The organism is Bacillus sp. MMSF_3353, assembly GCF_030733445.1.
GTDB lineage: Bacteria > Bacillota > Bacilli > Bacillales > Bacillaceae_G > Bacillus_A > Bacillus_A wiedmannii.
Genome location: NZ_JASHJA010000008.1, coordinates 131587 through 151375, shown reverse-complemented (window position 1 = coordinate 151375; position 19789 = coordinate 131587). Strand labels below are relative to the sequence as shown.

Genomic DNA, 19789 nt, shown 5'->3' with positions numbered 1-19789 from the left:
TATGTACAAGCACACTTTATGTTTTATAAAGAGAAATGAAGAGATACTTATGTTAAATAGAGAATATGACCCTGTAAAAGGATTATGGAACGGGGTAGGTGGAAAGGTAGAAAAGGGAGAAACACCTTTAGAAAATGCGATTCGTGAAATAAAAGAAGAGACTAATATAGAAGTTACGCATGAACAAATTCAGTTTAAAGGCATTATTAAGTGGGAGGACTCATCTTACTCTGGTGGTATGTATGTTTATTTAGTAAAGCTACATAATGAATTTACATATCACACTCCAAAAAAGTATCAGAAGGAATTTTAGATTGGAAAGAGATTTCTTGGATTCTAAGTGACTATAATTACGGCGTAGGAGAGATGATACCTAAATTTTTACCGGATTTATTCCACAATGAATTAATATTAGAACACAATTTTGTTTTATCTAATCATAAATTAATAGATTATAGGAATGCGGAATTGATTAAGCAGGATAGTTCTATAGATAATATAGTTCAATTATAAAAAGCAGGAATTGTAATCTATAATACGCAGCACAATCATTATAACCTAAATATAAAAGCCATAGATTATTCGAAGAGTAGCTAAGGAGAAAACTTATATGAGGATGAGTGTAATGAAGAAAATAATTATTTTACTCATAGCTGTAGTTTTAATTACTTTTGCTTTTTATCAATACAACAAAAAAGATAGCGTAGCTAAAAATGATAAAGTGTATGTAGAAGACTTTAAAGGTAAAAATGATTCAAACAAAATACAATCTGCTATTAATAAAGCAGAATCAAGTACAATTAAAACAGTATTGCTTGAGGATAAGAAGTATAAAATCACGTCACCAATCGTAGTGAAAAAAGGTGTAAAATTATTATTCGGTTATGGAACACAGTTTGTTGTTGAAGGTAATTTCAGAGTTCTAGAATTAGAAAAAAACGCTTCTATCGAAGGAGCCTATATAGCTGTAAACGATCCTACATTTAATTCTGAAGTTATATATTTAGACGGCAAAAATAAGTATTATAACACTTGGCACAAAACACAAATAAAAGATATAAATATTATTAATTGGACAGAAACAAATAAAGGTACTGGAATTTCTTTGTATTCTGGTGGGAAAGAAAATGAAATTTCATTTATTAACTTTGAAAATATAAAAGTTGTAGGAATGGAAACTGGGCTGAAATTAGTAGCAAAGAAACCGCAATCTGGTTATGCTTGGATAAATGCCAACCGTTTTATAAACTTCTCACTTGAAGATTGTGTAAATATGATTTATATGGATAGTAATGTAACTACACCAAATGAAATTAGCGGTAATCAATTTACAAATCTACAATTACAGCCATCAAGTAAAACGAAAAATATATTAAGAGTAAGTGGACAACATAACGAGTTCAATGGAATGGTGTGGGATTTACAGAAAATCAATCACGAAAACGAACTTATTGAACTAACTGATAAAAGTATGAATACGGTTATTAATATTAACTCTGTACAAACAAATAGAGTTTTAGATAGCGGTAAAGCAAATATAGTGAAATAAGGTTAAATACAGAAAAAGAGCGAATTCCTTATAATAGAGATCGCTCTTTTTTATTTATAGTTAAATTTCTCTCCACCAAGTTGATGAAGGATAGTCTGTAGATTTTAACGTGATAGATTCACCAATTTGTGGCGTTGCAATATTAACTCCTAAACGCTTTGCTTCTTTTGTCACACGTTCAATAGGATCACTCCATTCATGTAATGATAATGTAAAAGCACCCCAATGAATCGGAAGAAGTAATTCTCCTTTCACGTCAATATGAGCTTGCACTGTCTCTTCTGGTAACATATGAATAGCAGACCACCTTGGATCATATTGCCCGCATTCCATTAACGTAAGATCGAATGGACCGTATTTATCACCAATCTCCTTAAAGTGAGGAGCATACCCGCTATCACCACTAAAGAAAACTTTAGTCTCTTGACCAAGAATAAGCCATGAACACCATAACGAACAATCTCTATCTGTCATACTTCGTCCTGAGAAATGCCTTGCAGGTGCGCAAACTAATTTTATATTATCAAACGTAATTTCGTCCCACCAATTATGTTCACTAATTTTGCTAGGTGAAACACCCCATTTAATTAAATATTGCGCAACTCCAGTTGGAACATAAAAATGCTTCGCACGATCTTTTAACTGCATAATACTCTTGTAATTCAAATGGTCATAGTGATTATGTGAAATGATAATCGCATCAATTTCTCGAAGGTCTTCACGTTCTAAAGAAAAAATACCACTATAACGTTTACTATTAAACAGAGGAAATGGGGAAGAGGCATCTCCAAACATTGGGTCTAATAACAATGTTTTACCTTCTATTTTCAAAAGAGAAGCAGAGTGCCCAAACCATGTCACACTCTCTAAAGACTCATTATTTTTATCCGATAAAACAATAGGTAAATTCTTTAAAGGACGCAGCTTTGATTTCATTTTAAAGTAATCAGTCATTAAACCGATTATATCTTTCGGTTTAAAATTTACATCAGTATGAATTTGATTCATATATTTCTTTTTCATTCGTTCTCCTTTTTACGTTTAACAATATACGTATGTTGTTATTGTAGCTATTTGTAGTTTAAACGAAATTAATTTACCTTTCATCTTAAATTCAGTACATTTCATAAATTTGTCAAATTCATTATTCTTATATATAAAAAATAAATCAGGCAGCAGATAAAACAAATATAAAGTAAATGTAAATTGTTTTAATTTGGTAAATACTTTCTTATAAACAACGAAGAACATACGTTTTGTTATATGTTGTAGAAGAAAATACGTCTCTAATTATTAAAAGGAAGGAGAGGATGTAAGTGCAAATAGAGAGAAAAAAGAAATCAAAATGTAAACTATCAAAATCTCAAATAACTCAGCTATATGCAGAAGGGAAGAGTACCTCAGAAATAGCTACGCTTGCCAATGTGTCTGCTAGATATATTCGTATGGTTTTAACAGACAATAACGTTCCAAGGCGTGCTATAGGGAGTTGGAAAAGGAAGTATGACATATCAGAAGATTATTTTAAAACATGGTCAAATAACATGGCTTATATTTTAGGATTTATAGCAGCAGATGGTGTTATACAGAAAGAAAATCAATGTGTCAGTATATCTCAAAAAGAAAGTTACATTTTAGAAGATATAAAACAAGAACTACACACCAACCAGCCACTATATCAAAATAAAAAAACAGGCGTATAGATGCTAAACATTAATAGCAAAACAATAAAAGACGACCTTATGAATATACATGGAATCATGCCATGTAAATCATTAAATATCAAATTCCCATTCGTGCCTGAAGAATATTTACATCATTTTGTTCGTGGATATTTTGATGGGGATGGTTACGTCAAGTATGAAACGTATACAGTCAGTTTTGTAGGAGGATCATATACTTTTATGAATTCTTTACATCAATTACTACAAAATCACAATTTATCAGCCGATTTACTAAATCAAAATAAACATTATCGCGTCATTTTAACCGGGAGAAAATCAATACAACTATTTTCAAATTGGATTTATACAGACAAAGATATTTATTTGTATAGAAAATATGAAGAATTTCAGAAAGAAAGTCTAAGTCTAGACCAATTAAAAGATCGAAAGCTAAAACAAACTTAAACCGCCGTTAAACAAAGAAAACAAAATTTCCTTAAAGCATACATGAAAGATAAGTGTAATGCTACAACTTGTTCAAATTTAGAAATAAGCGAATCGACTTTTAAACGTTGGTTAAAAAATGATAATCAATTTAAAACAGAGTATGAAAAGATTTGTTTGACAAGTTCCACTAGCGATAACTAAATATAAAACTCTAGAAAACCTTAGTATAGGTATGAAGATAGCAATACTAAGGTTTTTAATTTGAAATCATTAAAGGATTCTTAGTTTTATTTATAGAACATAACAAATACATAGATTTTATAATTAATTTGCTAAAAAAGGAGAGGGACACCCTGCAAAAGAAATTTATCAATCCAGAAACGATGCCACCAACTTTTGGATATTCGCATGTTGTCGAAGTTAGTAACGCTAAACGAACAATTTACATATCTGGACAAGTAGCAATCAATACTGATGGTCAAATAGTTGGCGTTGGTGATTTAGCTACACAAACACGACAAGTATTCGAAAACATTAAAAGTGCATTAGAAACTTCGGAATTACAATTTAATGATGTAGTAAAATTAACGTTTTTCTTAACAGATATTTCTCAAATGGCCATTGTTAGAGATATTCGAGATCAATACATTGATACTAAGAATCCACCAGCAAGTTCGGCTGCAGAAGTTAGAAAGTTAATTAACGATAACTTATTAATTGAAATCGAAGCAATTGCTGTAGCAAACTAATTTTAAAAACTTATTCGTAATCATATCAATGCAATTCGTTTAATGCGTTCATTTAAAACGAATTACATTTTTTATTGTCTTAAATATAATTTATATCTGGAGACATTTTTATCAACAACTTATAAAACAACAAAAAAACAAACAACTAAACAATCCATCACACAGAATGATTAAAAAGAACAAGGGGAGGCTAATCACCAATGCCAACATTTAATAAGTTTATTATTTTAAGTTAGTTAACATAATATATATTATAGGCAGTTGTAGAAAAAAGCGATATCAGGTATCAAAAACCAAGTAAACTATACTTAATGAGACGGAGCGGAGATTTTTAGTGAGATTTACATAAAATCGTATCTAAACGAATTTCTACAGTTTTTATCATTCTTTTTGTTATAAATCCATCACAGCAAATTCAAATCAATAATCCATTAAGAATTATCGAATCAAAAACATTTTTGATCGACAAGAAATTTTTATACAGAAAAATTATTTCTATACAAAATATAAATTATTAAATTCATTTTATGTTTTACTTAATAAATTTATATTGCTATTTACACACGTTTTATAACTTTAGATTATTTGTTGTTATTTCTGTCAGTTACACTTGACTTTTATTGTACTTACCGTTCTTTATTCTAGTTAACATAACGTTTATTTTTAACATAAAAAAATCTCCCTCACCTTTAGGAAGATTTTTTAGCTTGCTAGTATTTCAGTTATATGTTTTTAATAACAATCCCAATTGTAAATAACATTGGAAAAATCTAGATTTAATAAATCGTCTTTCTTTATAAAGAAATTAGCAACACCAGAATCTCCCCACATAATATTTAATGAATCATCTGTATCAATTTGCAACAATAACATGTCATGTTGCTGGTATTTTTCTTCCCATTCCCTTGGATCTGTCTGTGTGAAAAATGGATAACCACCAATTTTATGCCCTTGATCTTTACATAAATCATCATATAGTTCGCCTAATTCAGTATTATTTTCTTCATCAACAATTTTTTCCCAATCAATTTCCTCACTAAACATCTTTTCAAATCGATAATCCCTTGATGTTACTGGTTGATAACCTAATTCAAGCTTTAATTTCGCTGCTTCAGGAATGATAAAGTTCTCTAATTCTGAAGTGTTTAAATAACTAAAATCAGTAATTACCTTATTTAAATCTTCTATAATTGTAGAATGATAAATAATTCGAAAGTCTTTTTGGATTGTTGGATGATCAAAATCTGCTCCGTAAAGTTCATCTTCAGCACTTACGAAAAACTGTAGCATACCCTTTTGAGGCATATATTCAACATGCGGCATTTCTTCAAAGTTTAGCTGCGCTAGTAACATCATAGGTTGTCCATTTGAATCTTTAGGATGCTCTTGATCTATAGGTAAATACGGATAACCACCAAATTTACTTTCAAAAAGCGTTGTCTCTGCTAATGTTCCAGACACTTTAATATAAGGTTTCACACTTTCTTCTAAAATACTACGATACTGCTCTAGTTCTTTCGGAATTTGAAGCTGATACGTATTCTTCATTACATTTGCCTCCCTTTAATAATGAATTGAAAATGCCTTACTTAATTATATAGCAAAAGATAGCTTCATTGAAAATTGTTAAAAATCCGTTTTCACCCTCGTTTTTTGTGCACTTGGTGGACAAAGTAGATTATGTTCTAAAACCTTTTTATTAATAGTTCGAATTAAATCCGCTGCTTCTGTAGTATTTGTATTTTCTTTTAGCTTTTCTTTTAAATCATCAATTTCCTTTGAAAGCTCAATCCACCTAGGTAAAACATGATTATTCTTTAACGTTCTATAAAGTTGCTTTTCAGGATTGTATGAAAGGTCTTTATCAAGATTAAGAGGTTTCCCTTTACCTGGCAAATTATCAAAAGACCCTTTCTTTTCTGCTTCTTTAACGATAGAACTAATATGATCCTCATACGTATAAGACCAAACTTTCTCATCTTTTACTAATATCTCTTGCTTTTTTAGTTTTTTATCTAGTTCTTCTTGATTCATAAACTCTCTCTCCTTTTTAATTTAGAGTGTTGTTTTTGTAAGTTTTAATGCTTTCAATCCATCAAACAACTTTTCTCGCCACCAAACACCGTCATGTCCGCCTTGAAACTCTTCATAAGTAAAATTTGGTACCCTTTTTCTTTTAAAGCTTTATACAGGCGTCTATTAGCCGTTAAAAGAGGTTTGTTTTCAAGTTCTCCTGCTGCTATGTAAAAATGAGGTTGACTCGTATCGGAATCTATAGATGAAATTTGATTTTCAATCCAAGGAATTTGATTTTCATAACCATCCTTTTTCCAATGCACGGATCCAGACATTGACAACACGTTTCCGAAAACATGTGGATTTTGAAGTGCTGCATAAAAAGCTGCTAAGCCACCAAGACTGAAACCGGCAATTGTTGTATGTTTCGCTTCTTGATGCACACGATACTTAGCGTGAATCCACGAAAGTAATTCCTCCGTTAAAAATGCATTCATTTTATCGTTATAAGTTAGCTCTTCTAGTCGATCAACAGGATCTATTGCAACGGCAATACAAGATGGGATTTCTTTTTCGTATATTAAATAATTGAGTGTTCTTGCGATTGAAAGGTTATTAATGAATGAATTCTCATCAAATGCAATGAGAAGTTCTTGAAGATGTGAAGTGTGAGAATAGTCATGAGGCGTATAAATATGAATGTTACGTGTGTTATTTAAAATCGTACTATGAAAAGAATATGTTTCAATTTTTCCAGATGGATAATGATCTGAAGGGAAACGACTGCTATACTGCACTTCCATCCCTATACTTAACACTGATGCTTTATTAGCACCTTCTCCAAATGTATTTCCATTAAATCGGTCTAGTTCGTACTGTTCACTACGCTTTATCCAATCATTTTCGAAAAAATCGTTTACTGAAAAATAGTAAGTTGAAATAAAACTCTTATCCGTCCTAAACGTTTCATACCAAATATCTGTCTGTAACAATCGTTTTAATTGATTTACAGACAGATCCCAACCAGGAAAACTACCGAATACATAAACATTTTCAGTTTTTTGGTCCCCTAACCATATATACGTTATAAGCTTATACTGATTATTTACAGGACATTGTTCTATTAGTGGCGTATGATTTGACTTTATTTCATGCAAAAAAGTATAAAAAGCTTTCTCGTTTCCATTTTTTAATTGATTATTAAGCTCCTCTAATTTAGGACTAATTATTGAAGTCACCCATCTTCCTCCTTTGTATTTCTTTTCACTAGATTGCTTTTATAAAAATTAGGATTAGGATGATATTGTATTTAGATGAGTTATTTATTAGAAAGTTTATCAATTGCCTGAATAGAAAGTTCCAACGCTTTGATTCGTCTTGTTAAAAGAGTTCTTTGCGGACTACCTACTTTAGACTTATCATAGGCTCTCTCAATTGATGGAAGTAAACCAACAAGGACATTACGAGCTTCTGCTAACTCTTCTTGACTATACTGGTGACTTTCTTGATTCCAAACGTTTTCTAGTACTGCTAACCCTACACAAACGGCTTTAAGTCGTTTTTTCACTAATGTAGTATTTGCACCTTTTTGAGTCATCTGTAATAGTGCATTTTCAAGTTTACGAATAGTCGATTGTAAAGATTTTCTTGATTCCGATTTATCTATATTTGATACGTTTTCCATTTTACTGTTGTTCCTCCTGGCTTAACTTATTTAATACTGGATATAATAAGTACTTGATTTCACTCGAAATATTTTATCATAAATAACTAACGATATTCGAGTTGGACAATCCATTAAAGGAAAACAATCGCTAAACGCCTCTCCTCCCTTACTTCATTCTATAATTACTTCTTTCTGCACATTAAAATTCCTATATAAGCAAGGTATAAATATTGTCTTTTTTATGAACAAAATACGCACAAGCAGCATAACTTGTACGTTTTAATTTTTATTCAGTAAGATAATATAGTAATAGTTTTCGCGCTTTCTCATAATTCATGAAATCTCTATACAAAACGGGATACTTCACATATTGCGGAAACCATTCAAAAAACGATTTCCTTAACCACTTTATTTGCTGAAACGTAATGTTCTGTTCGTTTCCATTTAGTACAGAACTTAAAGTACTTGCTGTATGCATCCAATAATGATTAAAATCAGCGTTTATACAGTCATCATCTGTAAATTTACTTTTTAAGTCTCGTTGCAATTTTCCTGTAGCACGATACGGAAACGGTTTATGCAGCAGACTATGCATTTTCTGCAATTCATTAAAAATAACCATTTTACCTAATAGCAACTTTCCACCCCTTTATTTCTCTATCCAACTTAATAATTTTTCATAATGATATTGAGCATCTGTATAGCCAAGATTATATAAATTAACTAGCTTTTCTTTATTTCTTTCTATTCCGCTTATAGGAAGTTGTGAGCTAGGCTGAATTACATAAAAATTATCTTTCTGTTCGTTGCCATTCATATAAGTTACGGTTTCATTATAATAACGATAATGTTCTACTAAATGTTCTGCGATTTTCGGATATTTACTATATAAAATTTTAGCCAGACCAGAAAATTTATTCCGCTGCTTCTCATATCCTTCTGGCTTTGTCATAATCACGACGTTCTTTTGATAACCATCAGTTTGTGCTTTTAGAACCGGTATAGGATCTATAATCCCTCCATCTAGCAATTTTAGATTATCATATTCTACAGCAGGCGCTATAAACGGTACAGAACTTGATGCGCGAATGATTTTTAAAATATCATTTCCGTGTTCTATTTTATTGTAATAAACTGCTTTTCCTGAATCACAATCAGTCGTTCCTATAACAAATTGTTCATTGGAATTTAAGAAAGTTTGAAAATCAAATGGAACAACTTTATTAGGGACTTCATCAAATAAAAAGTCCATTCCAAATAATTCACGTTTTCGAATCAAATTTCGATAAGATATATATCGGTGATCTGACACTAGCTCTGTATTTACTTTTTTATTCCTTCCTTTTTGACGTGATAAATAAGTTGCGCCCATACATGCACCAGCGGATACGCCAACTACATACGGAAAGAATAAGTTCTTTTCCATAAAATATTCGAGTACTCCTGCAGTATATAGACCTTTCATTCCTCCGCCCTCTAATACTAAACCTATATTTTTCATGCTATATCCCTCTGCTTCTTTTTTCTTACTTACATGTTAACACAAGATTTTAAGACGAGGTTATATAAACGAATTGCAATAATAACCAGAAACTACTAAAGTAATGTCATAATTTCTTAGTAAATAGCATGGTACAATATAAGTAATACATTCCACAATTAACCGAGGAGGAATTTCATATGGGTTTATTTAGCGGTATTTTAGGAAATGCATCAAATGCGAGTACAGAAAGTGTAGAACGTGATTTAGAGAAGATTATGTTAGACGATGAGAAAGTTGAACATGCTTATAAATTAATTCGTGATTTAATCGTATTTACAAATCGTCGTCTTATTTTAGTAGATAAACAAGGGATATCAGGTAAAAAAACAGAGTATCATTCTATTCCTTATAAAAGCATTACACAATTTAGCATTGAAACAGCTGGGCATTTTGATTTAGACGCTGAGCTTAAAATTTGGGTATCTAGTTTGAGTACACCAATTACGAAAGAATTTAAAGGTGACGATAGTGTTTTAAGCATTCAAAAAGCGTTAGTAACATATACGACGAAATAACGCTTTTATGTATATTTATTCGGTTCCGAAATTACTAACCCGAGTATTTCGGAAGAATATGCATCGATTTTGTATATTTAATCTTAAGTAACAGAAAAAGGTAAAGCGTATTTCAAATGCTTTACCTTTCTTTTTTGTAATAAATGAGTGTAGTTTTATCATTTAATTTCTTTATTACTTCTGTTCTTTTATACCCCATTTTTTCGTATAGAAAACAATTTCTTTCTTCTTCTAAAATCGTAGCAAGTTCAAAACTCCTTGCTTTTGGAAACATCTTTTCAATTAAAATAAGTCCCTTTTGAGCGATTCCTTTCCCTTGATAGATTGGATGAATGAACATTGGACTGATCCAAAATTTATAAGGTAGTTCTTTTTGGGATATACATATCGCTCCAACAAGGTTCGAATCTATTATCATCTTATAAAAGTTGTTGCTTGGATTATTTATCCTTAAAATAGTTTTTTCAATAGTTTCATTTGCTGGATTTGTTTCATAGTCTTTATATTTATTTAATAAAGGGCTAAATGAGTCTATTTGCATTTGAAATAAAACTGCTGCATCATTTTCTGTTGCCTTCTCTAATGCAATCTCCATGTTACCAATTTAGTCGCTTTCTTAATGAAGTTATATGCGCTGTATGATGACGTCCATGCCATGCATATAGTCCAATTGCAGCAGCAAGTTTTGTTTCACCAGTTTCTGGATGATTAAATGTCTTTTCTAGATCTTCTAGTTCTAGAGAATATAAAAGGTTAACCCATCTTTTATGTAACGATTCTAACATTACTAGTGAAACGTCTACTGGTAATTTAGAATCAGGTAGTTCTGCCCACTTCTCTTCTTTATATGGTTTAATAGTAGGATTCTTTTCTGTTAGTGCTAATTTAAAGCGTATGTAGCTATTCATATGGCTATCAACAACGTGATGAACTACTTGACGAACCGTCCATCCACCAACTCGATATGGTGTGTCTAACTGCTTCTGATCTAAATCTTTAATTGCTTTTGCTAGTTCATTAGGTAAATCTTCAATTTCTTGAATCCATGTATCAATCATTTCTTCAGTTATAGGACGTTTGTATGTAAATTGCCCAATTGGATAACGTAAATCATTCATGTATAAGTCCCCCTTAATATAAGCGCGAAGTATTTCTCCATATATAATGTACAAAATTCACATGTTCTCCATTTAATTCTACAGATGTTGTATCTGCTTCGTTATGATAGGAAGAAAACCCGCTTTTTTCTAATACACTTTGTGATGCGAGATTATTAGTAGTTGTTTTAGCATGAATCTCATTAATTTTATTATTTTTCGCTACGTCTAAAACTAATTTTACAGCTGCTGTTGCAACCCCTTTTTTAGTAAACTTTTCTCCGACTCGATACCCTAATGAACTGCTTCGAGTTTCTGTATCAATATCTACTAAATTTATTCGTCCTACAATTTCTTTTTCTTCATTACGAATTAAATAAAAATAAGAATCTCCATCCGCTTGTTCTATTAATAAATCGTCTAGTAGCTTTCGGAAATATTCAAAATTAAAATATTGTGAGCCACGATTTGGTACCATTGTTTCAAAAAAAGATTTATTCGTAAGTTCAAACGTAAATAAATCTTTAGCATCGTGTTTCTTTAATTGTTCTATGTATATTTTCATCTCGCTCACTCCTTCTATATATACTAACTGTTATATATTCTTTTTAATCGATTATTTTCCTGCTATTTCTTTCGCTTCAGTAATACAGCAAGTAGTACTTTCGGATGAAATAGGTGCAATGGACTACGAATTAAATTCATCACTCTTACTAATCGAATATAAACATCAGAGTCAGTTGCAGATAGTTCATATATTTGTTTCGTATACCATAGCTGAAATTTTTGCTTCATCGATAATTTTCTTGTTAGCTGAGGATGACGTGATATTTCCGTTGTAGTCATTTCCCAAGGAGTTTGTATGATATTAGCGGTCTTTTTATAAAATCGCTGTGTAAATGTTTTATCAAGCTTTTGCCTCTTTTGCAAAAGTAACTGCAATTGGTGAGCTTCCATAGCTGCAACTGAAACACCTTGCCCAAAAACAGGATCAAAACGACAATGTGCATCCCCAACTACTAACAATCCTTCTGGTAAATGATTAACTAAATCAAATCGCCGACGTACTTGATAAGGAATTTTGTACGTTTTGATATTTGAAATTGCCTCAGCTTTATTTAGAAAATCTGTCACATTAGAAATTGATAGGTTTTCAGCAAAATCATAAAACTCATCATCTGTTTGTGGTGCTTTCTCATTTGCATATCCGCTGAAAGTAACAAAATAGCGATTATCCTCAATCGTTTGAATAAGAACACCATACGGATTGTCAGGGAAACTTGGAGACATTAGCATATTACAACAGTCTAATTTCTCATTTTCATTGAGTTTAAACATTCTAGTTGCGTAAAACAAATCAATGCGCACTTTCTCTTCTTGCACTTCAATATTGTATTCACGTAACCACGCTATACTTTTTGAACCGAATCCGCTTGCATCAACAACAATATCTGCTTGAATTTCTTCTTGCGTGCCCGTCTCTAAGCATTTAGCTTTTACTCCACTTACTTTGTTAAGCTTTCCATCTACTAATAAACCATCAACTAATGTTCCAAATTTAGTGGTAACATTTGAAATATCCTCAATTCGTTTTTGAATATGCCATTCAAGCAAAAACCTACTTTGTTGAATCATATGTACTTTACCTATGAATTGCTGTTTCCATAAACCAAATTGATGCCATTTTATATCACGAGTAAAGTTATTTACGATACTACCTGTTTCAATTAATTCATTAGTGATAGTAGGAAACAATTCCTCAATCGCTTTTTCTCCACCTTTTAATAACACATGAGGATGATTACTTTGTGGAACTCTTTTTCTCGAAGACTTTCCATCCCATCTTTCACCAGCTTCTATAATGATTACTTCTTTAAAAGTAGATGATAATGCTTTTGCTGCGAGTTTTCCTGCGATACTTCCGCCAATAACGATAGCCTTATTAAACATATTTTCCCCCTTAATGAAAGAAGACCCTGCCTTGTATGAATGAAACAGGATCTAAACGAATAGTTACTACATTAAAAAACATGAGTAAATTGTAACGTTAAAATTAAAATGCCTAATCCCCATACGTAATACGCGAATACTTTTAAGGAGTGACGTTTTAAATATTGAATCATCCATGAAACGGCTATATAACCGAAAAACGCTGCTGATAATGTGCCGACGATTAATGATGTACTAGAAATAGATTCTGCTTTCCCTTGATAAACATCTGCTAATTGCAAAATGATAGCTCCGACAATGGCTGGCGTTGATAATAAAAAAGAAAAGTAAGCAGCAGTTTCGCGGTCTAACTTCCTCCATAATGCAGCAACGATTGTCATACCAGAACGAGAAATTGCTGGGAAAATAGCAGCAGCTTGAAATGAACCGATAATAAATGCATCTTTATATGTAATGTCATCCATTTTTTTACGACCATTTTTTTGTTTATCAGCCATATATAGAAAGAAACCTGTCACTAAAAACTCCCATCCAATCGTAATGCCTGTTTTTGAAATATCCTCAAAAAAGTCTTTAAATAACAATCCGATTACAACTGCGGGTATCGTCCCGACAATAAGTAGTAGCATTAGTTTGGAAAATGGATTTTTAATTAAATATATAAATTCTTTTTTGTAATAAATAAACACTGCAAGCAAAGTTCCAATGTGCAGCATCGTATCTAAAAACAATCCTGCTTCATCTAATTGAAACAAATGCCTTCCTAAATAAAGATGACCCGTACTACTTATCGGTAAAAACTCTGTTAAACCTTGTATGATTCCTAATATAAAAGCTTCTAACCAATTCATGATGGTCCCCTTTCTCGTTTGCTTGTACCAATATATGAAGGTTAAATTTTCGATATGAAAAAAACTATATTTCTCTATGAATTTACTTTTATTTTATAGATATATATGTAAAAAGAGGTAAGGAGGGTTACTATGTGGCAACATACGAAATTCGGCAATGTATTACTGTGGGCAGGACCTATCCTTGTGTTTATAGGGTTATGTATGACAAATGTTATTTCTGATATTCCTTTTTTTGAGGGAAAACATAAATCGATTGGAATTGTACTTATATGTATAGGTGTATGCTGTTTTATTGTTGCTAATCATTTAAAAAAAGGAGAAAAATATGAGGACTAAATTTAAATAAAAAAACAATCCCAGTATATGCGCTAGGATTGTTTTTTTATTACTTATTTGTAGAATACTTTATCAACGTTATATTTTGCTTTATATTCATTAATAATGTAAGTTTCGTAAATTTCTCTTTCTGTTGGATCCTCTACGATACATGCATCGATGCGGTATACTTCATCACGGTGATTTTTAATTGGTGAAACATTGTCTTCAAAATGCTTCTTAATACGTTGTCTAATTTTACGAGCTTTACCTACGAAAAGAAGTTCGTCATTAATATTGTAAAACATAAAAATGCCGCCTTTATCTCTAGGGAACAAGTGGAAATCGATAAATCCATTAATTGGAGTAATTATTGGCTCGTCTCCTTTAATAACTTGTTTACGTTCAGTAATTGAAACATCAGCTTCAGGAATATTAATTTTAATCAAGTTCATTCACGTCCTCTTTTATTATAAAGATAAATAATAGCATACATATGTAAGAAAAGCTACGTTCAGAGGCATATTTCATTTTATAATTCAAATATTATAGGTGTATCATGTAAACTCTTCTTCCAAATCATATGATCGCTTGATTCTCCCCAATACTCCTTCAGTACATAACTAGGTTCTCCAAACTTCTTCGTCCATATACTTTGTGCTTTTTTGTATCCACTATCTAAACAGTATTCTGTTATTCCTCTGCTAAGTAACGTAATATACATTGCATGTAGTAATAAATTGCCTATGCCATTTCGTTGATATTCAGGTAGTACAAATACAGTTCCTATTTCATATAAATCTTTAAACACACCACCTGTACAACTATTAATCAATGTACTTGCTGGGCCGATTTCAATTGCTCCAATGATTTTATCGTTACTTGTATCAATTGCTAATAAAAAGTAACGACTTTCTCCATTACTCTCCAAATCATTTTTCAAATATTGTTTTTTCGTGTTAATTTCATTTTCTATGTCATCTAATAATTGTAATAACCCTTCATTTTTAAATGTATCAGTAATAACAAGACGAAAAAACATATTCAGTTCATCTACATCATCCGAATTAGGTCTTCTAATTTTAACGTTATACACGACTTGAATCTCCAATCTTTAAAAATATATGAGAAATTGTTAAGAACATACTTTATATACTCTATTCAACATTATTCTACAAATGCCTGCATAGATCCAGCAGTATAGAAAGCTCAGAATAAATATTAATAGAATAATTTTTATATCCAAAGTTGTATGAACAGTAGGACCTAATACAGGAAATCGAAAGATATCAAGTACAATTATAATACCTAGAAGTAGACATATTGCTGAAAAGGAAACAATCAAAATCCTTCTCTTGAATTGTATAAAGGATACTCCTAACGCTATACCTAATAAACCTGTAGTAAAAGGAAAGACAATTAGTTCGCTTGGCTCAATAATAAATAATAGGAGAATAGTAAGAATGTAAGAATGTAAGAATGTAAGAAAGTATTCCCGTGCGAGTAGAATAACAAATAGCGAAAAATATAGGCAGCGTCGCAAAAGGACTAATAAATAAGCCTATACCAGGGATTAGGTTCCCGGCAGATTGAAAAATAGCAGCAAGTGAACCGAGTAACGCTGTAATCACTAACCTCTTTGCTGGCGTCATCTTTCTTTTATGAACAAAATTCGCATCATGCGCGATCATCGGTTGATACCAATAGTTTCTAAAGTGATTCATCAAAATCCCCCTAAAGATATCTAATTATACAGTGGACGATTATATAATGAATAATTCCGAGAGTGTCTATCATATTAAGGAACGATTTCAAAAATAGTACCTTTGTTCAAATCAGTTACTTTCATAGAACCGTAAACTCCTAAATATAATCTAGTTTGATCCAAATTTGTTCCTAAACTCATAAAATAAGCTGCCTGCTCACCGAAATCATAATGGGTTTCAATAACATGAAAGTCAGTATGTTTACCATGCGTACCAGCTCTAGAATAAGCTAACGCACCTTTTACTGAAGACTGCGATTTTTCTTTTTTAGCAAGATCAGTAAACACAATACTACCAGTCAGACCAGGAATTGCAGTTCCCATATACGGTTGAACGCCAGTAAGTGAAGTTCCGTCAAATTTATCTGGTCTGGAATCATTATGATAATAACTAATTAGAGGCTGTATACGCTGCACTGATGTTTCTATAGTTTCATTATAATAAGCCGTTATCCTCTCATCCAAAGTAGGATTCTCAGAACAGTGCCTTATAAAAGAAGTAGGTAATTCCCCTTCCCATCCTCTCCACCCAAAATTAATAAATCCATATTGATCAGGAGTATCTCTTATTAAATGGGTTTGAACGATTTCGGTAACTGGTATTGATTTGTATTGAACAAAAGAAAAAATAGACTCTACAATGTCCTGTCCGACATTTCCGGCATATTTGATATATTGATTATAAAACCTTTGAAATGAAATACCTGTTATATTACGAACGCCTTTTGCAATTACTGTAAGTGTTTCTTGTATAGATAAAGGAAGTTCATTAAAGCGTGTAACTACTGGAGGATTGGTTATGAATGTATCTCCACTTACATCGATTTCAATTATTTTACCCGCTATTTCTAAATCATCCTGGCTTAAATTAAAGGGATCATAGCCAGAACCACCATCTCCATTTGTAAAAAGAAGTTTTCCAGTCTCAGGTGAAAAGTTTAAGCTATTTACGCCGTTATGATTAAAAAATGGCCTTTTTATATTAAGTAAAGTTCGTCGCTTTTGAGGTTGACCGTTTGATTGTAAAATCCATTCTTCAACTGTATCAATATGATCATATTGAGTATCTCTATTTGTCCACTTTAAATTTAAAGTTTTCGGGTCACAAGGATTCGGTTTAAATTGTTCTGAAAGCGCACCTGCTCCTTGCGTGCCGGCCATAGAATAATGAATATAAAACAAGCCGTTATGATTAAATTGCGGATGAAACGCTAATCCCAGCAATCCGCGTTCATCATAACCGCTACTAGAAACACCTTCTTCAAATGTACCTAATTTAATAATTCGGTGACGAATATTTAAAAATGTCTTTATAGCTCCGTCTCCTATGTAAAAAACCTCTCCTAATTGAGTTGCGATAAATAGTCTTTCGATCGATTCACCTGGAAGTATAGCTGTTTTCAATACAGTCGGTAAATTTATGTTATGAACGATGGGCCGTAAACGAACCTTAACTTTTGTCAATTAACTTTACACTCCTTATTATTCTTTTTAATAGAAGAATATGATGAGAGTAGTTAAATTAGTATCAAAACTATAGACGTAAAAGTGTGATATCCCTGTTCGTACAAGTCTGTTTTCTACTTAGCATCAATTAACTTACATTCCTTTTTATTACATTTTTGATATAATATAAGTATAAAATATAAATTAGGGGGACAATTCATGGCAATCTTACTACAAATCATCGTACCACTTATATGTGCAATATACTTATTTACCCTCTATCGTAATAGTACTATTGGAAAAGCTGCTTTTCTCTTAGCAGTCGTTATTGGGATTTTCGGTTTAGAGAATATCTTTCAATATGCTAGTTTAACAGACCATACTGTTTATCCGTATTGGGGGAGTTTGAAGGCTGTAATCTTTATTTTATCAGTGGTGTTTTTATTCAAAAGAACCCCCACTCCACATAATAATTAACAATTATTCATGTTTATTTAAAGCTTATTTTCAGAAAGAGGTTATGCAATGAGAGCACCATATCAAGTATTAATATTTCCCTATATAATAATTGAAGATTCTATTCAATACGCTATTTTTAACCGAAGTGATTATGGTTATTGGCAAGGAATAGCTGGTGGTGGAGAAGATGGTGAAACTCCTATTGAATCAGCAAAACGAGAAGCGTTTGAAGAGGCTGGTATTATAAAAGAATGTCCCTATATAAAATTAGATTCTGTTTCTTCACTACCTGTAGAGGATGTAGTCGGAGGATTTCTTTGGGGAGAAGATGTTTATGTAATAAAAGAATTTTCTTTTGGAGTTAATGTTCCTACAAAAAACATTTCATTATCCAAAGAACACTTCGATTATAAATGGTTATGCTTTGAGGATGCAGTAATGCTGTTGAAATGGGATAGTAACAAAACCGCGTTGTGGGAATTAAACAAAAGGTTATTAAAGCAATTAAAGAATTAGCTATAAATAAAAAAGATTAGGAGCGAATCCTAATCTTTTTTTGTTATTCAATTGCACCAGCAACGTCATAATCGTTTAAATCTAATTCAATTGTTTGTCCGAGTGCTAGTTTAGCTAATTCTGATCCTAAATATGGGCCAGCAGTTAAACCTGAAGCACCTAATCCGTTTGCAACGAGGATGCCTTCAAAGTTAGGTAGTGGTCCAATAACAGGTAAAAATCCTGGTGTAAATGGTCTAAATCCAACTCTCGTTTCAAGCATAGTACCATCTTCTAAACCAGGTGCAACTGTTAATGCTTTATGGAATACTTCATGTAAACCACCTGCTGTTATGCGATGATCGAAGCCAGTTTCGTTTTCATGAGTAGCACCAATTACGACATGACCATTGTCAAACGTTAAAATGTATTGATCATTTGGCGGCATAACAACTGGCATATTTTCGGTTGCTGTATTTTCCGTTTGTAAATGAACAATTTGTCCTTTTTGGAATGTAACTAAGAAATTGATTCCTAATGGATTCAATATTTCATTCGCCCATGCGCCTGCGGTTACAATTACCTTTTCTGCTACCATTGTTTCGTCATTTACTTTAACTCCAGTAATATGATTACCTTCACGGACTAATACTGCGTCTCCTTTTATAAAAGTTGCGCCATGTTTTTTTGCAGCACTTATTAATGCGTTACGTAATGATCTTCCGTTTACTCGTGCAGCGCCACTAATATGAACAGAACTGTATTCTTCAGATAATGCTGGGAATAATTTTTTCGTTTCTTCAGCTGATAAGCGAGTGATTTCACCAATCTCTGTTGCATCTTCACGTCGTTTATAAGCGCGCTCTTCCATTTTATCTAACTTTTTCTCATCAGTATGTAAACTAATTGCACCTACACGTTTGTATCCTGTATCCGTTTCACCGTCTGCTTCTAATTGCTGAATTAAAGAAGAATAGTAACGTGCACCGCCTTTAGCAATTTTATACCACGCTTTATTACGACGCTGTGAAAGCCAAGGACATACAATACCAGCTGCTGCATCAGTTGCTTGTCCTAATTGTTGTCGATCAACGATAGTAACATTCGCACCTGCTTTAGCAAGATGATAAGCAGTAGACGCCCCTAAAATACCAGCTCCAACTACAATATACGATTTCATTTCAAACACCTTTTCTCTTTTGCTAATTATTTAAATATAAGAACTTACTTTAGTATACTGAAAGGAATCCTTTTTTCAA

General features: G+C 32.0%; 21 protein-coding genes and 4 pseudogenes. 8 read left to right on the top strand and 17 right to left on the bottom strand.

Features of this window, described 5'->3' with window-relative positions; all coding sequences use genetic code 11:
* The first annotated feature begins 1 nt into the window (after window position 1).
* A pseudogene (locus RBB48_RS18615) lies at window positions 2–513 on the top strand (NUDIX hydrolase).
* A gap of 97 nt (window positions 514–610) precedes the next feature.
* Window positions 611–1549, top strand: coding sequence for a hypothetical protein (locus tag RBB48_RS18610; protein WP_088063624.1), 939 nt, complete (start codon window positions 611–613; stop codon window positions 1547–1549).
* Between the two features lie 60 nt (window positions 1550–1609).
* Here the strand turns inward: RBB48_RS18610 and RBB48_RS18605 are convergent, their stop codons facing one another.
* Window positions 1610–2572: an MBL fold metallo-hydrolase gene (locus tag RBB48_RS18605; protein WP_088609368.1), complete on the bottom strand. Its 963-nt coding sequence runs from the start codon at window positions 2570–2572 to the stop codon at window positions 1610–1612.
* A gap of 293 nt (window positions 2573–2865) precedes the next feature.
* Here RBB48_RS18605 and RBB48_RS18600 point away from each other — a divergent pair.
* Window positions 2866–3861, top strand: a pseudogene (locus RBB48_RS18600) (LAGLIDADG family homing endonuclease).
* A 152-nt stretch (window positions 3862–4013) separates the two neighbouring features.
* Window positions 4014–4409: a RidA family protein gene (locus RBB48_RS18595; protein WP_306007972.1), complete on the top strand. Its 396-nt coding sequence runs from the start codon at window positions 4014–4016 to the stop codon at window positions 4407–4409.
* Between the two features lie 732 nt (window positions 4410–5141).
* Here the strand turns inward: RBB48_RS18595 and RBB48_RS18590 are convergent.
* The 6 genes and pseudogenes from RBB48_RS18590 to RBB48_RS18565 all read right to left on the bottom strand — a co-directional run bounded on the left by RBB48_RS18590 (window position 5142) and on the right by RBB48_RS18565 (window position 9592).
* Window positions 5142–5957 carry a YwqG family protein gene (locus RBB48_RS18590; protein WP_097890145.1) on the bottom strand — a complete coding sequence of 272 codons (816 nt, stop codon included), beginning with the start codon at window positions 5955–5957 and terminating at the stop codon, window positions 5142–5144.
* Window positions 5958–6035: 78 nt separating this feature from the next.
* The gene (locus RBB48_RS18585) at window positions 6036–6443 is read right to left on the bottom strand and encodes a DnaJ family domain-containing protein (RefSeq protein WP_097890144.1); all 408 of its coding nucleotides are present in this window, start codon (window positions 6441–6443) and stop codon (window positions 6036–6038) included.
* A 21-nt stretch (window positions 6444–6464) separates the two neighbouring features.
* Window positions 6465–7663: pseudogene (locus tag RBB48_RS18580) on the bottom strand (alpha/beta hydrolase).
* Between the two features lie 80 nt (window positions 7664–7743).
* Entirely contained in the window at window positions 7744–8109 is a 366-nt protein-coding gene (locus tag RBB48_RS18575) for a hypothetical protein (protein WP_088063628.1), read from the bottom strand.
* A 268-nt stretch (window positions 8110–8377) separates the two neighbouring features.
* Window positions 8378–8728, bottom strand: coding sequence for a YxiJ-like family protein (locus RBB48_RS18570; RefSeq protein ID WP_306007964.1), 351 nt, complete (start codon window positions 8726–8728; stop codon window positions 8378–8380).
* A gap of 12 nt (window positions 8729–8740) precedes the next feature.
* Window positions 8741–9592 (bottom strand): patatin-like phospholipase family protein, encoded by an 852-nt coding sequence (locus tag RBB48_RS18565; RefSeq protein ID WP_088063630.1) that lies wholly within the window; start codon window positions 9590–9592, stop codon window positions 8741–8743.
* Between the two features lie 179 nt (window positions 9593–9771).
* Here RBB48_RS18565 and RBB48_RS18560 point away from each other — a divergent pair, with 179 nt between their 5' ends.
* Window positions 9772–10149, top strand: a complete 378-nt coding sequence (locus RBB48_RS18560; RefSeq protein ID WP_000522465.1) for a PH domain-containing protein — start codon at window positions 9772–9774, stop codon at window positions 10147–10149.
* Between the two features lie 121 nt (window positions 10150–10270).
* Here RBB48_RS18560 and RBB48_RS18555 read toward each other — a convergent pair whose 3' ends face one another.
* The 5 genes from RBB48_RS18555 to RBB48_RS18535 form a co-directional block, all read right to left on the bottom strand.
* The gene (locus tag RBB48_RS18555; RefSeq protein WP_097890143.1) at window positions 10271–10744 is read right to left on the bottom strand and encodes a GNAT family N-acetyltransferase; all 474 of its coding nucleotides are present in this window, start codon (window positions 10742–10744) and stop codon (window positions 10271–10273) included.
* A gap of 1 nt (window position 10745) precedes the next feature.
* A complete protein-coding gene (locus RBB48_RS18550; RefSeq protein WP_087984454.1) occupies window positions 10746–11267 on the bottom strand; it encodes a YfiT family bacillithiol transferase in 522 nt (173 codons plus the stop codon).
* A 13-nt stretch (window positions 11268–11280) separates the two neighbouring features.
* A complete protein-coding gene (locus tag RBB48_RS18545) occupies window positions 11281–11811 on the bottom strand; it encodes a GNAT family N-acetyltransferase (RefSeq protein ID WP_087984455.1) in 531 nt (176 codons plus the stop codon).
* A gap of 62 nt (window positions 11812–11873) precedes the next feature.
* Window positions 11874–13196, bottom strand: coding sequence for an FAD-dependent oxidoreductase (locus tag RBB48_RS18540; protein ID WP_199694276.1), 1323 nt, complete (start codon window positions 13194–13196; stop codon window positions 11874–11876).
* Between the two features lie 71 nt (window positions 13197–13267).
* Entirely contained in the window at window positions 13268–14047 is a 780-nt protein-coding gene (locus RBB48_RS18535; RefSeq protein WP_060486786.1) for an undecaprenyl-diphosphate phosphatase, read from the bottom strand.
* Window positions 14048–14179: 132 nt separating this feature from the next.
* On the opposite strand from RBB48_RS18535, the gene RBB48_RS18530 reads away from it, so the two are divergent.
* The gene (locus RBB48_RS18530) at window positions 14180–14386 is read left to right on the top strand and encodes a hypothetical protein (protein ID WP_000267713.1); all 207 of its coding nucleotides are present in this window, start codon (window positions 14180–14182) and stop codon (window positions 14384–14386) included.
* Window positions 14387–14439: 53 nt separating this feature from the next.
* On the opposite strand, the gene RBB48_RS18525 is transcribed toward RBB48_RS18530, so the two are convergent.
* From RBB48_RS18525 to RBB48_RS18510, 4 genes and pseudogenes are all read right to left on the bottom strand, one after another.
* Window positions 14440–14820 carry a nucleotide excision repair endonuclease gene (locus RBB48_RS18525; RefSeq protein ID WP_001048941.1) on the bottom strand — a complete coding sequence of 127 codons (381 nt, stop codon included), beginning with the start codon at window positions 14818–14820 and terminating at the stop codon, window positions 14440–14442.
* Between the two features lie 77 nt (window positions 14821–14897).
* A complete protein-coding gene (locus RBB48_RS18520; RefSeq protein ID WP_306007963.1) occupies window positions 14898–15461 on the bottom strand; it encodes a GNAT family N-acetyltransferase in 564 nt (187 codons plus the stop codon).
* A 39-nt stretch (window positions 15462–15500) separates the two neighbouring features.
* Window positions 15501–16089: pseudogene (locus tag RBB48_RS18515) on the bottom strand (YybS family protein).
* 74 nt (window positions 16090–16163) lie between these two features.
* On the bottom strand, window positions 16164–17594 hold the full coding sequence (locus tag RBB48_RS18510; RefSeq protein ID WP_098133366.1) for a PQQ-dependent sugar dehydrogenase: 1431 nt from the start codon (window positions 17592–17594) through the stop codon (window positions 16164–16166).
* A gap of 201 nt (window positions 17595–17795) precedes the next feature.
* Between RBB48_RS18510 and RBB48_RS18505 the strand changes: the two genes are divergently transcribed.
* Window positions 17796–18053: a hypothetical protein gene (locus tag RBB48_RS18505; RefSeq protein WP_098133367.1), complete on the top strand. Its 258-nt coding sequence runs from the start codon at window positions 17796–17798 to the stop codon at window positions 18051–18053.
* 48 nt (window positions 18054–18101) lie between these two features.
* Window positions 18102–18551, top strand: a complete 450-nt coding sequence (locus RBB48_RS18500; RefSeq protein ID WP_306007962.1) for an NUDIX hydrolase — start codon at window positions 18102–18104, stop codon at window positions 18549–18551.
* 43 nt (window positions 18552–18594) lie between these two features.
* Here the strand turns inward: RBB48_RS18500 and RBB48_RS18495 are convergent, their stop codons facing one another.
* Entirely contained in the window at window positions 18595–19710 is a 1116-nt protein-coding gene (locus RBB48_RS18495; protein ID WP_306007961.1) for an NAD(P)/FAD-dependent oxidoreductase, read from the bottom strand.
* Window positions 19711–19789: the final 79 nt, after the last annotated feature.